This is a genomic window from Natrialba sp. INN-245 (assembly GCF_009807105.1).
In the GTDB taxonomy this organism is placed as follows: domain Archaea; phylum Halobacteriota; class Halobacteria; order Halobacteriales; family Natrialbaceae; genus Natrarchaeobius; species Natrarchaeobius swarupiae.
Window position 1 is genome coordinate 135501 of the sequence record NZ_WUBV01000046.1, and the last position, 13955, is coordinate 149455.

Genomic DNA, 13955 nt, shown 5'->3' on the forward strand with positions numbered 1-13955 from the left:
TGTCCGTCGGTACCGCCGCTCCCGGGACTCGTTCTCCGGGAGTGTCAGGACACAGGTGCACCAATCCGTTCCGTCTCAGCTGTCGCCGTCCTCGTCGACGATCACGACCTCGCCGTCGACGACGTCGACGTTGATCAGCGTCTTGACGTGATAGCCGGCGGCGTCGACTTTGTTCTCGCCACCGACTTTCTTGATGACTGCCACCGTGTCGACGACTTCGGCACCGATCTCCTCGAGTGCCTCGAGCACCGACGCGAGCGTGCCACCGGTCGAGAGCACGTCGTCGAGAACGAGCACGCGCTCGCCCTCGCGGACGTCGTTGATGTACATCTCGTTCTCCGAGTAGCCCGTCTGCTGGGCGATGGCGACCTCTCCCTCGAGGCCGTACTCGCGTTTGCGGATGACCGTAAGCGGGATGTCGGTCATCAGCGAGACCGCAGTCGAGATGTGGATCCCCATCGCCGCCGGCGTGACGATCCGGTCAACCTCCTCGAGTCTCGCCTTGCGGATGATCCGGATGACGATCTCGCGCAACAGCGTCGGATCCAGCTTCGGGACGCCGTCGCTGATCGGGTGGACGAAGTAGTGGTAACCGTTTTTCTCGATGATTGGGGCCTCGAGAAGCGATCGCTTCAACTGATCCATGTCGTGGGTCGGTGGGTATCGGAGTAAAATGTGACGATCCGATCGCACCGCGGGCGCGATCGGTCCATGCTCGTCGGAACTGGTGTACGGAGCGACCGGCGAAATCACAGGTTTCCCGTGATTTCACCGACAACGAGTCACGACGGCCTCGATCACTCGTCGCTACCGAAGCTGAGTTCCGGCGGCTGGTCGCCGTGGCCCAGGCGCATGTTCCGTTCGTGATAGAGGTGTGCGGCCGCCGTCGCGGTGATCGTGATCGAGATGATCGCTGTCCACGTCAGATCGGACAGCACCGTCAGCGGATAGATCTCGAGCCAGAGTGCGGCGACCAGCGCACAGCCGATCGCACCGAGTGAGAGATACAACTCCCGCCAGGCGAACTCGTGGCCGGGGACGATCTCGAGGTAGATGCTGATGTCACCGGTCCGGTCGGTTCCCGCGATGATCCCCTCGTCGGAGTCGAACGTCAGAATGCCGGCCTCGTCCATCTTCGGGAGATGCGTCTGCTGGAGCGTCGTGTACACCCGCTTTCGCTGTTCGGGCGTGACGCCCTCGAGTGTCGTCTCGTACTCCCAGGCGGCAACCTGCTGGGCGAGGTCGCCGAGTTCGATCGGACGGTCGTCCTGTTTCAGGTAGTGGAGCACGTACCGCCGACGCTGGTTGCGCAGGACCTCGAAAACCTCGCCTTTCGATAAGTCCTCGGGTTCCTCGATTCCGGTGTCGCGGTCGTCATCGTCGGCGGCTTCAGCCGTGCTGTGGGCCTCATTGTGGTGTTGTTGGGCCACTACAGCTCACCTCCCTCGGACGTCCCACACTCGATTCCATATCCGTTCGTACACCCATTATTTCCTGGCAGGAACGCCACCTATATAATTCTCCTGACCCCTCTGAAACAGCGGGAACGACGGGTCGTCGATGCACAGCTGTTGACGATCTTATATGTGCCTGGTCCGGCGGCTACGCGAGCATGACGGCGATCGAGTCGGCGATCTCTTCGCCCAGCCCGGCTTTCGTTCCCTCGTACCGGGCGGCGTCATTTTCGTGAACCAGCAGCGCCCGCGTCTCCGTTTCGCCCATCACGCTGGCGTCGTTGGCCACGACGAACGCGAGGTCCGTCCGGTCGATCGCCTCCCGCGCCCGCTCGATCATCGCCGCCTCCTCCCCGGACGTCTCCGTCTTGAAGCCGACGATCGGCAACGTCGGCCGCTCCTCGCGAACCGCATCGATCAGCTTCGGCGTCGGCTCGAGTTCGAGCGTGAGCTCCTGTCCCGAGCGGATCTTCTCCTTGCTCGCCTCGACGGTATAGTCGCCGATCGCCGCCGCGGAGACGAGGACGTCGGCGCTCGAGGCGGCCTCCCGCGTCGCCGCGAGCATCTCGGCGGCGCTCTCGACCGGACGAACGTCGGCGTAGGGGACCGCTTCGCCGTCGTGGACGAGGGTGACCTCCGCGCCGCGAACGTAACACGAACGGGCGACGGCCCGCCCCATCTTCCCCGACGAACGATTTGTCAGCACGCGGACCGGGTCGATCGACTCGCTCGTCGCGCCGCTGGTGACGACGACCCGTGTCCCCTCGAGTGGTCGCTCACCCGCCGCTCGAGCCGTCTCGCAGACGATCGCCTCCTCGGTCGCGATCTTGGCTTTCCCTTCCTCGATTCGCGGCTCCACGAAGTCGACGCCCCATCCCTCGACGGTCTCGATGGCCTCGAGGACGCCGGGGTGGTCGTACATCGGCTCGTGCATCGCGGGGGCGATCACGACGGGCGTTCCCGCGCCGAGGGCCGTCGTCGCACAGGTCGTGACGGGCGTATCGTCGACCGCGGCGGCGATCTTTCCGACGGTGTTTGCCGTCGCCGGGGCGATCACGAAGACGTCCGCCCAGCCGTCGTATCCACACAGTGAAACGTGTTCGACGCCGCCCGTAATCTCCGTGACGACGTCGGCGTCCGTCGCGAACTCGAGCGCCCACGGGTGGACGATCCCTCGTGCGCTGTCGGTCATCACCGCACGAACGTCGGCACCGCGTCGGCGCAGTTCGTGGGCCAGTTCGACCGTCTTGACGGCGGCGATCGAGCCCGTCACCCCGAGCGCGACGTTGACTCCCTCGAGCATTCGTTCGCCCTTCTCACGGCGGCGTGTTAAGCGTAGCGAGGTGCCGCCGTCTGATCCGTTCGCCGTCGATGCGATCAGTCCCGGTCGACGCCCGGATGCATCGTCGGCCGCTCCTCGAGCGGCTCGGCGAACGCCTCGAGGATCGTTTCCCGGGCCCGCTCGTCGCGCTCTCGGCGTTCGTCGTCGTCGATCTCCACACAGCCAGGCGGCACGTCACGGTCCCGGCCCGTAAAGTACCCCTCGGGAACGACCCAGTCGTGATAGAAGTTGGCGTCGGAGTCGTGGATCACCGCGAGCCCGACTTTCGCGCCGTGGCCGGCGGCGACGATCGCCTGGTGGGGCTCGCCTGCGATTCTCCCCGCCGCGTAGACGCCGTCGACGGCCGTCCGTCCACCGTCGTCGACGCTCACGAAGTGTTTGCTCCCCCGCTGGATGCGGCCGACGTCGAGGGGCACCAGGTACTCGCTGTCCGACCACGACGCCGCGATCACGCGGCGGGCGGAGAGCGGATCGCCACCCTTGGTCTCGAGGACGAACCCCGCCTCGAGGTCGTCTTCGTCTCGCAGTTCGACGCTCGTCACCCGCCCCAGTTCGAACGCGACACCGGCGTTTCGGGCCTGTTCGCGGGCGAGGTCGAGATATCGGCGAGCGTCGACGCCGTCCGGGAAGCCGGGATAGTTCTCGAGGCTGGCGTTCCGAGCGAGGATCGACTCTCCGCCGTCGTCGCCGGACGCAGTCCGGCTGCTCGAGGGACCCGGTCCCTCGCTGACGATCAGCGTGTCCAGTCCCGCTCGAGCGGTGAAGATCGACGCGGCGAGGCCGGAAACGCCTCCGCCGACGATGCAAACGTCTCTCATCGGCCGACGTTTCTCACCCGTACGCAAAACGTTCACTTTTCGAGTCCATCTAGAGGTACGTCCTCGAGCGCTCCAGTGTCCACTCCGCGAGTTCGTCCCGGTGTCGATTTGTCAGGGAAAATGGTAATTCGTCCGTCCCGATAAGAGTGATACCAGCACTCGTCGCCATCGCGGTTTCGCTCGTCGCGATCCCGTTTCTCACGTTTCGAGGCGACGCATACCACCTCGAGTCCCAACGGACCGACGGACGAACGACTCTCTCGGTTGAGACGGACAGTAAACCGTACCATAGCAGCCCGTCTCACGGTCCCGTCTCGAGGTGTGCCTACAGACGATCCCGTCCGATCAGGACGTACAACACGACCCCGAGGAAGGGCGCGAAGAAGACGACGAGCGCCCAGAGAAACGCGGGGTGGCTGCTGTTCTCCTGGGCGTCGACGAACGTCCAGACGATCAGGGCGAGTGTGACGAGCACCATCACGAGGCCGAACAGCACGACGAATCCCGCGCCGCCGGACTGTAACACGATGCTGGAGGGCATGTGCGGCGGGAACGTATCATCGAACCAAATACTTTGTGAACTTCCCGCTGGACGGTGCGTTCGAAACAGCGACGCACTCGAGAGACTTGCGGACGCTCAGTCCGACTCGTCGGCTCCCGACTGGCGTCTCTCGACCGAGCGCGCTCCGTCCCCGTCGTCGATCGACTCCGTGGCGTGGTCGCCTTCGTCGTCGGCTGGCTTCTTACCGTGGTTGCCCTCGTCGTCGGCCGACTCGAGAACGTCGACGCCGGTGACGTCGAACCGGGTGCCGCCGTCGTTCCCGTCGGCGACGTCGATCGACCAGTCGTGGTCGTCGACGACCTCCTCGACGATCCGCAGTCCGAGGCCGGTCCCGTCCGGATCGGTCGTATACCCCGGTTCGAACACCCGGTCGCGCTCCTCGGGGGGGATTCCCGGACCGTCGTCCTCGAGGGCGAATCCGCCGTCGACGTCGGCGATGGTCACGGTTACGCCCTCGCCACCGTGGTCGATCGCGTTGCGGACCAGATTCTCGAGTAACTGCTGGAGACGCGTCCTGTCGGCGCTGATGGTCCGGTCGGTCTCGACGTGCAACGCCGCGTTCCCCGTCTCGACGCTCCGCCAACAATCGTCGACGAGATCCGGAAGCGACACCGGCTCCGGCTCGACCGCGCTGTCGCCCTGTCGAGCCAGCGTGAGGAGGTCGTCGACCAGCGTCTCGATTCGGTCGAGGGCCGCGTCGGCCTCCGCGAGGTGGTCGCTGTCCTGATTCGTCCGGGCTAACTCGAGGTGTCCGCTGGCGACGTTCAACGGGTTCCGGAGATCGTGAGAGACGACGCTGGCGAACGACTCGAGGCGTTCGTTCGTTCGCTCGAGACGTTCGTTCGTCCGCTCGAGTTCCGCAGTCGTCCGGTGGCGCTCGAGTTCGTAGCTCACCCACCTGTTCATCAGCCGAACGATCATGCGGTCGCCGGTCGAGAACTCCTCTTCGCGGGGTTCGTCGGCGGCGAAGCAAAGCGTCCCGTACAGTTCGTCCTCGACCCGGACCTGGCCGCCGACGTAACAGCCGAGTTCGAACTGCTCGTAGGCCTCCCCGGTGTAGCGGTGGTCCGCGGCCACGTCGGCAGTCGCGAGCAGATCGTCGGAGTCGATCGTCTCTCGGCAGTACGTCCGCGAGAGCGGGCCGGATTCGCCCGGCTGGAGCCGATCGTGCGTGCCGTGGGCCTGGACGATCGTCTGTGTGCCGCCCGGCTCGTCGGCTTCGCGGCGTTCGATACGCGAGAGGAAGCCGTACGGGAGGTCGAGTCGCTCACAGCCCAACTCGAGCAGCCGGGAGATCTTCTCCTCGAGCGAGCGATCGACGTCGGTCGTCAGGTCGTAGAGCCGCTGGAGGAACTCGATCAACGCTTTTCGCTCTCGCTCCTGTCGCTTGCGTTCGGTGATGTCCCGACTGTTGACGACGATGCCGTCGACGGCGGGGTTGGCGAGCTGGTTGGTGCCGTGGACCTCGAGCCAGCGCCACTCGCCGTCGGCGGTTCGAAACCGGGCCTCGGCGCGTTCGGACGCACCCGACACCCCCAGTAGATCGCCGAACGCTTCGACCAGTTCGCCGCGGTCGTCCGGGTGAGCCAGTTCGAACGCGTTCGTTCCGGTGACGTCGGTCGAATCGTACCCCAGTATCTCGTCGACCGACGGGCTGTGGTACTCGATCGTCCCGGCCGCGTCGACGACGGTGACGATGTCGGTCGACTCCTCGAGAAACGCCTCGTGGCGCTGGAGTTCGTGTTCGGCCCGCTTCTTTTCGGTGATGTCCATCAGTGCACCGGGAAACCTGATCGCGGCCCCGTCTTCGTCACACTCGACGTGTCCTCTCGCGAGCACCCACCGGAGTTCGCCCGCGGCGTTGTGAACGCGGTACTCCTGTTCGTAGGATTCACAGGCGTCGATCGCAGCCTGGATAGCCGATTCGACCCGGTCGCGGTCGTTCGCGTGAATCGAGGAGACGAACCGCTCGAGTGAGACGCCCTCCTGGGCAGCCGCGGGGTCGACGCCGAACGTCTCGGCGAACGCTGGCCCGGCGACGAACCGATCCTCGCGTACGTCCCACTCCCAGGTGCCGACCGTACCGGCGTCGATCGCAGCCTCCAACTGGAGTTTCGCGTCCCGTAGTTCGCGCTCCTGGCGCTTTTGGTCCGTGATCTCGGTGGCGAACCCGGCGACACGGACGACCTCGTTGCCCTCGACGATCGGTTTACCCCGGATCCTGACCCACCGACCGTACGCCTCGTCTTCGTTGACGCGACACTCGAGATCGACGGGATCGCCGCTGGAGAGTGCAGCCATGGCCTCCTCGACGCGCTCGCGGTCGTCTGGGTGGACGCCGTTGACGAAGTCGGTTGGGTCGTCGTGCAATCGCTCGAGCGAGCGCCCCCAGATATCGGCGTACGCGGAGTTGACGAACTGCAGTTCGGTCCAGTCGGCGTCGAAGATGGAGAGGATCTTGTCGGTGTGTTCGGTGAGTTCACCCAGTCGCCGCTCGGCACGTTTCGCGCGGTACCGTTCGACGGCGTTCAATACGCGGTTCGCGAGGAGGTCGAACTGCCCGGTGCCCGAACGCTTCTGGAGGTAATCGGTCGCCCCGCGGGAGATCGATTCAGCGGCGACCGTCTCGGGGTCCTGTTCGGCAACGACGATAAACGGACGGTCCGGGTCCCGATCCCGGACGGCCTCGAGAAAATCGAATGCGTCGTTCGTCCCGGTCACACAATCGGCGACGACACAGTCGAACGTGCCCTGCTCGAGTTGTGTCACTCCCTCCGCTGCGGTGGTCGCCGTTTCGACGGTGATCCGATCGTACCTCCGCTCGACGTACCCGGCAGCTTCGGCCGCAAATTCGACATCGGCGTCGACGAGGAGGACAGAGACAGAGTCACACATGTCCGGTGATATCGATACTGTATCAGCCATTGGGAATCGACACGTATAGATTGCATCGGTTGCCGACTCGTCCGCCGAAGGTCCGGTTGTGACCAGTAACGACCGTTTGCCGCCGGCCGGGACGGTAACGACGCGACGGTTTACACACTGATCGGCCATCAGGCTGGTGATCTGGTGGGAACTGACGTCCAGTGGCCAGGATGGCAATCCTTACTGTCACGGCATTCCTATCCCGAGCGTGGACAGAATTCTCCTCAGCACCGTCTCCTACCGTCCGCCCGAGGAGGTTTTCCCGTACGTTCGCTCGTTTACGGAGTATCCGCGGTACACGGAACATCTAAAGGGCGTCCGCGTCCACGGGAACGGCGACGCCGGTTCGGTGTACGACCTCCAACTCGCCTGGTGGAAGCTCACCTACACCGCCAGTTCGAAAGTGACCGCGATCAGCCCGCCGGAGTCCCTCGAGTGGCGACTGGTCGAGGACGTCGACGCTCGCGGCGAGTGGCGCGTCGAGCCCGAACCCGAGGCCGCACCGGCCGACGCGGAGACGGCGAGCCGGATCTTCTTCGAGGCGCTGTACGACCCCCACTCGGCCGACGAGAGTGCGATTTCGTTGCCACGGTTCGTCTCGATCGACCGAATCGTCGATCGGGTTCGACCGCGGCTGGTAGAGGAGGCCGAGACGGTCGTCGAGCGACTCGTCGAGGACATCGAAGGGGATCGGCGCGACGTGGAGTTGACGATTCACGAGATGCCGTAAACTACCCTACTCTACTTCGCTCATCCCATACGGGGTTCGCTCGTTGAGGGTAGGGCTTTGATGTGGACTCCCGGCAATCAGTCGCCGGTAATCTGCCGATGACTCTTGCCGTTCAACGTCCCACCATTCAAACACACGTTTACTGGTGTCGAAGGAAATCTCCGATTTCCTGACCATTGGAAAGCTCCGCTTTCCAAGACGTCTCCGCTCCCCGACTTGGGCGAGGAACGGAGTCTATGTTTCCGTTTCCGGGCGTAGCGTAGCCCGATGTTCTTCGCGGCATTGTAATCCGCGTTGACCTCGTAACCGCATTTCTGGCAGTGGAAGTGTTCGCCGTCGCGGTTCGCTTCATGCGTAAACCCACAGTCCGTCCGAGAACAGCGTTGGGACGTGTGATTCGGTGCAACCTGCTTTGCCGCGACGCCGCGTTCCGGTGCCTTGTACTCGACGTACTCGAACAGGCGTCGAAACGCCCATATGTGGTGCCACTTCGCCTGCGGGATGTTCTTTCGGATGTCCGTTAGGTCCTCGAACACGATTACGTCGCAGTCGTATTCGACGGCTTCCGAGACAATCTCGTTGGCGACCGTGTGGGGCGGTGGTGCAGAAGGCTTCACAAGGAAGTGGTAGGACGAATTTGATGTGTCCAGCAGCAAAGCCGTCCTACCACTTCCTTGTGAAGCCTTCTGCACCACCGCCCGTATGGTAGATTTATACGGGGAGGAATGATGTGTTTGACTGTAATGTCGTCCCGAGACGACCAGGATACGAACGCGAGTTCGCCCTCTAGCATCCTGCTCGTCGAGGATAACCCGGGTGACGCGCGTCTCGTCGAAGAGGTGAGCGAGGACCGGGGACTCGCGGACGTGCTCGCTATCGTTACGACCGGATCGGATGCGCTCGATTTCGTCCATCAACGTGGCGAGTACGCTGACGCGCCGCCGACTGGCCTCGTCATCCTCGACTGGCACCTTCCAGGCGTCACCGGTGAAACGGTGTTAGCGGAACTGAATAGCGATCCGGCTACCGATCACATCCCCGTTATCGTAACGACCGGGACGGTGTCCGAACGAGAAGTCCGCACCATCTACGAACAGAACGCGAACGCATGTCTCACGAAACCCACAGACCCCGAGGAACTCGAGGAGATCATTCGAGCGTTCGAAGCGTTCTGGTTGTCGGCGGCTCGACTCCCTCCTGTTAACACCGGGACCGAACGGTATAGTGATCGTTGAAAGTCATTGCACTCCCACTCGCGAATCAGCGGCCAGCACGACCGGTGCTGGCCGCTCGAGTGCGAGCGGTGAATAAATCGTTTCAACGATTACGATAGGATCGATCACTCGAGGTCGACGACGACCCGGTGCACGATACGCTGTCGGGGAAGCGCGGTCAGAACGGAATCCGGAGGAAGTTCCAGTACCAGAGCAGCCAGCAGAAGCCGGCCATGCTGGCGACCACGACCGCGTAGTGGATCCTCGAGAGGCGTCCCCAGTACCCCTCTCGCCAGGCGAGGACGGCGTACCCCGCGGCGACCACCGTCCCGGCTGCGCCGAGGATCGGCAACAGCGAGACGAGTTCGTAGACGAGCGGCGGCCTGCTGAACAGCGTGTACGGGTAGACGAAAAACGCAAGCACGACGACCCCGAGGACGAACCCGAACAGGCAGGCGATGGCTCCGGCCGCGACCCACCGCGGACGGGCTTCCGGCGAGGGTGTCACCCGCGAGCGCCAGTCGACGGCCGAACCGGCCCTCGCGTTTTCGGCTGGGACGTCACCGTCATCACCATTCTCGTCCGAGTTATCTCCGCCATCCCCACCCTCGGCCGAATCGTCTCCGCTATCGCCGGCCGCCACCGACACACCGGAGGTAGCCTCGGCCGCCTGCGCACCATCGCTCGAGTCGACGTCGTCGTCGACCGCGCCTCGCGTCTCGCGTTCGTTCCCCCTCTCGTCCGTGCTTTCGTCGACACCGGCTGGCGACTCGCGGTCGACGAATCGACGTTTCGCCCAGGAGAGCGGCCAGGCCGCGACGCCCGAGAGCATCCCGAGGGTCGTGACCGCCGCGAGGCCCCCGTGAGTGGCGAGCGAGTCGAGACGGGAGACCCGCTCGAAGGCGTGAAAGCCCAGACAGAGATATCGGATCCCGCCGTTTCCCTCGCGAAACGCGAGCGTATCCACGCCGTCGACCGCCTCGAAGACGAGGGGTTCACGTTCGACCCAACGGTCCGAACCGCCGCCGAAGTCGGTGACGAGATAGTCGTCCTCGTCGACGGAGACGTCGACCGACTCGGCCTGGACTGTCGTCGAGAGCCGTGCGTGGGAGGTCTCCGCCACCCGAACGGCCCGGTAGGTACCCTCGAGTTCGGCGGCGCGCTCGGGGCTGCCGTCCGGCTCGAGCGTGTCACCGTTCCCCTCGAGTGCGTCCTCGTCCGCTTCGGGTTCGCCGCCGTCTCCCGGTTCGACCTCGGTCGTAGAGACGTACTCCTCGAAGAACGAATCGAGAAAGTCACCGGTCGCGAGCGCGCCCGTGTTCGTGTTCGTCGCGACGAACAGTCCGAGATCGTACGTGGGGACCACCACGAGGAAGCTGGTGAACGAGCCGGGGATCGCGCCGTCGTGTTCGAGCGTCCGGACGCCGTTTCGCTCGCCCTCGATCAGCCCGAAGCCGACGCCGTCAACCGCCTCGTGGTGAGAGAACCACCGCTCGTGCATCGCGTCGACCGACTCGGGCGCGAGTATCCGTCTCTCGGCGTCCGACCCGTCCGACTCCTCGGCCGCGCCGTTCCCGGTATCACCGGTGTCGCCACCGCCGATCGCGCCGCCCTCGAGGTGTGCACGGAGGAACTGCGCCATATCGGCGGCTGTCGACGTGACAGCGCCGGCGGGACTGATCTCGAGGAAGAGGTCCGGAACGGACTGGGTCGTCCCCGCGAACGCCGTGTATCCGGTCGCCACGGTCGCGTCGAACCCCTCGAGGACGGGCTGGTCGAACGTCGTCGACGTCATCTCGAGGGGATCGAAGACGTTCGCTTCGGCGTACTCCGCGAAGCTGGTGCCGGCGACGTCCGCGACGAGCTGGCCCGCGAGGGCGGTTCCGTAGTTCGAGTAGGAGGCGATCTCGCCCGGCGGTCGGACCCGCGCTGGCTGTTCCTCCGCCAGCACGTCGGGCAGCGGCCGCACGTCGTCGGGGTCGACGACCCAGGTGCCCCGGGCTCGCTCCTCGAAGCCAGCCGTGTGGGTCGCGAGGTGGGCGGCCGTGATCGGCTCGTCGTACGTCTCGGGGATCGAGACCGACTCGAGGGAGCTTCGAATGTCTTCGTCGGGGTCGATCTCGCCGTCTTCGATCAGTTGCATCAGGGCAGTCCAGACGATCGGCTTGGAGACGGACGCGATCCGAAAGCCAGTCTCCTCGGGGTCGACGGGGGTGCCGTCCTCGGCGTCGGCCTCGCCGTACCCTCCCAGGTGCTCGACGGTGCCGTCGTGGACGACGGCAACCGACGCGCCGACGACGTCGTGGGTCTCGAGCAGGTCGTCCATCCGCTCGTCGACGAACGACTCGAGGCCCTCGAGGTCGAGGTCTTGAGGTGGCTGTCTGGCGATTCGACTGGCGGGGGGCGTCTCCGTCGCCCCCTGGGATTCGGTTCGGGGGGCCGTTGGTTCCGCACTCGGCGACTCCGCGGGAGTGGCGGCGGCGTCGCGGGGAAGACGACCGGCGAGTGCCGTCGTTCCGAGGAGGGCCGATCCCGCGAGCACGCGTCTGCGCGATGGTCTGTCCGACATCGATCGTACGTCTCACGTCTCGAGGGAGGTGCATATGTATTTGGAGCAATAGTTTCCTCCTAACGGTCGTCACCGACCGACGGTTCTGGACGACGCCGTTCGTCGACGACGCGACGACCGATCAGATCTCGTCGACTAACTGTGAGAAGGCGTCGGTGTCGACGACCTCCATCGTCTGCCCGGTGAGGCCGTGTCGGCGCAGGGTCAGAGCGGACTTGAACGCCGCCTCGCGGTCGTCGGCCTCGAAGACGATGAGGAAGTCGTGCTCGCCGAGGATCGCGTAGGAGTCCTCGAGTGAGGCGTTGTGTTGGTCGAACTCCGTCTGTATCTCGCCCCAGATCGACGCGAGTTCCTGGGCGTTCTGGACGTCGCGGTCCTCGAGTTCGATCAGTGACGCGTACGTCGGCATGGCGTCAGCCACAATGGATGGACGGAAAACGGTTGGCGTGGCACGGGAATGGACTGGGATAGGCGACCATCGCGATCGGACGACGGCGAGCGGTCGTCGAAAAGATGTATTCGATATCGAGTAAGTCACACATCTTTTTGGCCGTGCTCGCGCTACCTCGAGCCATGAGAAACGCGAAGATCGTCTGTACTCTGGGTCCGGCATCGAACGATCGCCGGACGATCGAGGAACTCGCCAACGCCGGCATGTCCGTCGCACGCCTCAACGCGAGCCACGGCAGCCCCGAGGATCGAGCCGACCTCGTCGACCGGGTGAGAGCCGTCGACGAGAGTCGGGAAGAGCCCGTCGCGGTCATGCTCGACATGCAGGGGCCTGAGATCCGGACGGCACCCCTTCCAGAGGGTGAGACGGTCACGCTCGAGACCGGATCGGAGATCCGATTCGTCGAGGGTGAGGTGAGTACGCCCGAAACCGTCGGGCTCTCGTTGCCGATCGATCCGGTCGAAGAAGGAGACAGCATCTTGCTCGACGACGGGTTGATCGAGACGACGGTCGTCGAACAGGACCGCGACGTCATCAGGGCTCACGTCGACACCGGCGGCGAACTCGGCGGCCGAAAAGGGGTCAACGTTCCGGGTGTCGATCTCGACCTCGATATCGTCACCGAGAAGGATCGAGCCGATCTCGAGTTGGCCGCCGAGAAGGAAGTCGACTTCGTCGCCGCGAGTTTCGTCCGCGACGCCGAGGACGTCTACGAGGTCAGCGAGGTGTTAGAGGAGCTGGGCGTCGAGATTCCGATCATCTCGAAGATCGAGCGCGCCGGCGCAGTCGAGAACTTAGACGAGATCATCGAAGCCTCCTACGCGATCATGGTCGCCCGTGGCGATCTGGGCGTCGAGTGTCCGATGGAAGACGTGCCGATGATCCAAAAGCGGATCATCCGAAAATCCCGGACCGAGGGGTTGCCGGTCATCACGGCGACGGAGATGCTGGACTCGATGGTTCACGCCCGCCGGCCGACGCGCGCGGAGGCGTCCGACGTCGCAAACGCCGTCCTCGACGGCACCGACGCGGTCATGCTCTCGGCCGAGACCGCGATCGGCGACCACCCCGTGGCCGTCGTCGACGCGATGGACAGCATCGTCACCGAAGTCGAGAACTCCACGGAGTACGCCGAGTTACTCGAGCAACGAGTTCCCTCGGCCGGTGAGGCGCGGACGGACGCCCTGGCCCGGTCGGCGCGATTTCTCGCGCGGGACATCGGTGCCGACGCCGTCGTCGCGGCGACCGAGTCCGGCTACACGGCGTTGAAGACGGCGAAGTACCGACCCGGCGTCCCCGTCGTCGCCTCGACGCAACGCCACGAGATCCGCCGTCGCCTCGCGCTCTCGTGGGGCGTGACGCCGCTTTACGCCCGCGTCTCCGATCAGGGAGCCGACGCCGTCGTGGAGAAGGCCGTCCAGTCGGCACTCGAGGCGGGCATCGCAGAGAGCGGCGACACCGTCGTCGTCCTCTGTGGCATGATGACCGAACTCGAGGGGGCAAACACGACGAACATGCTGAAGGTTCACGTCGCCGCGGAGGCGCTGACGACCGGCCGGGTCGTCGTCGAGGGTCGGGTCACTGGCCCGCTCGAGCACGTCGACCACGGTGACCTCGCGGACGTCCCGGAGGGGGCGATCCTCGCGCTTTCGCCTGACTTCGACGAGGAGTTCGCCGGGGACGTCACGAAGATCGGCGGCATCGTCAACGCCCAGCGCGGGATGACCGGCTATCCGGCGCTCGTGGCTCGCGAGATCGGGATTCCGATGATAAGCGGCGCGGACGTCGCGGAGACCGAGTCGGGGGCGACCGTGACGCTCGACGCCGAACGTGGCGTCGTCTACGGCGGCGATACTGGCGATCGAGTGTAACGCCGACGCGGGACCGCGG

At 64.9% G+C, this 13955-nt stretch carries 11 protein-coding genes and 1 pseudogene; 3 read left to right on the forward strand and 9 right to left on the reverse strand.

What is annotated here, in order from left to right:
• Positions 1-75: 75 nt before the first annotated feature.
• From hpt to GRS80_RS20795, 6 genes are all read right to left on the reverse strand, one after another.
• Complete coding sequence (hpt, locus tag GRS80_RS14655) at positions 76-645, reverse strand: hypoxanthine/guanine phosphoribosyltransferase (protein ID WP_160048214.1); 570 nt, start codon at positions 643-645, stop codon at positions 76-78.
• A gap of 152 nt (positions 646-797) precedes the next feature.
• A complete protein-coding gene (locus GRS80_RS14660) occupies positions 798-1358 on the reverse strand; it encodes a hypothetical protein (protein WP_343161595.1) in 561 nt (186 codons plus the stop codon).
• 244 nt (positions 1359-1602) lie between these two features.
• A complete protein-coding gene (coaBC, locus tag GRS80_RS14665) occupies positions 1603-2757 on the reverse strand; it encodes a bifunctional phosphopantothenoylcysteine decarboxylase/phosphopantothenate--cysteine ligase CoaBC (RefSeq protein ID WP_160048215.1) in 1155 nt (384 codons plus the stop codon).
• A 74-nt stretch (positions 2758-2831) separates the two neighbouring features.
• Complete coding sequence (locus tag GRS80_RS14670) at positions 2832-3614, reverse strand: NAD(P)/FAD-dependent oxidoreductase (RefSeq protein WP_160048216.1); 783 nt, start codon at positions 3612-3614, stop codon at positions 2832-2834.
• A 325-nt stretch (positions 3615-3939) separates the two neighbouring features.
• The gene (locus tag GRS80_RS14675; protein ID WP_149082047.1) at positions 3940-4155 is read right to left on the reverse strand and encodes a PLDc N-terminal domain-containing protein; all 216 of its coding nucleotides are present in this window, start codon (positions 4153-4155) and stop codon (positions 3940-3942) included.
• Between the two features lie 96 nt (positions 4156-4251).
• The gene (locus GRS80_RS20795) at positions 4252-7071 is read right to left on the reverse strand and encodes a PAS domain-containing protein (RefSeq protein ID WP_160048217.1); all 2820 of its coding nucleotides are present in this window, start codon (positions 7069-7071) and stop codon (positions 4252-4254) included.
• Between the two features lie 238 nt (positions 7072-7309).
• Here GRS80_RS20795 and GRS80_RS14685 point away from each other — a divergent pair, with 238 nt between their 5' ends.
• On the forward strand, positions 7310-7831 hold the full coding sequence (locus tag GRS80_RS14685) for an SRPBCC family protein (RefSeq protein ID WP_343161593.1): 522 nt from the start codon (positions 7310-7312) through the stop codon (positions 7829-7831).
• Between the two features lie 77 nt (positions 7832-7908).
• Here the strand turns inward: GRS80_RS14685 and GRS80_RS14690 are convergent.
• Positions 7909-8424 (reverse strand): annotated as a pseudogene (locus GRS80_RS14690) (transposase); the annotation flags it as partial.
• A gap of 150 nt (positions 8425-8574) precedes the next feature.
• On the opposite strand from GRS80_RS14690, the gene GRS80_RS14695 reads away from it, so the two are divergent.
• Entirely contained in the window at positions 8575-9066 is a 492-nt protein-coding gene (locus GRS80_RS14695; RefSeq protein ID WP_160048218.1) for a response regulator, read from the forward strand.
• A 157-nt stretch (positions 9067-9223) separates the two neighbouring features.
• Here the strand turns inward: GRS80_RS14695 and GRS80_RS14700 are convergent, their stop codons facing one another.
• Positions 9224-11614 (reverse strand): serine hydrolase, encoded by a 2391-nt coding sequence (locus tag GRS80_RS14700; protein WP_160048219.1) that lies wholly within the window; start codon positions 11612-11614, stop codon positions 9224-9226.
• A gap of 121 nt (positions 11615-11735) precedes the next feature.
• Entirely contained in the window at positions 11736-12023 is a 288-nt protein-coding gene (locus tag GRS80_RS14705; RefSeq protein WP_160048220.1) for a GYD domain-containing protein, read from the reverse strand.
• A gap of 164 nt (positions 12024-12187) precedes the next feature.
• On the opposite strand from GRS80_RS14705, the gene pyk reads away from it, so the two are divergent.
• On the forward strand, positions 12188-13936 hold the full coding sequence (gene pyk / locus GRS80_RS14710) for a pyruvate kinase (protein WP_160048221.1): 1749 nt from the start codon (positions 12188-12190) through the stop codon (positions 13934-13936).
• Positions 13937-13955: the final 19 nt, after the last annotated feature.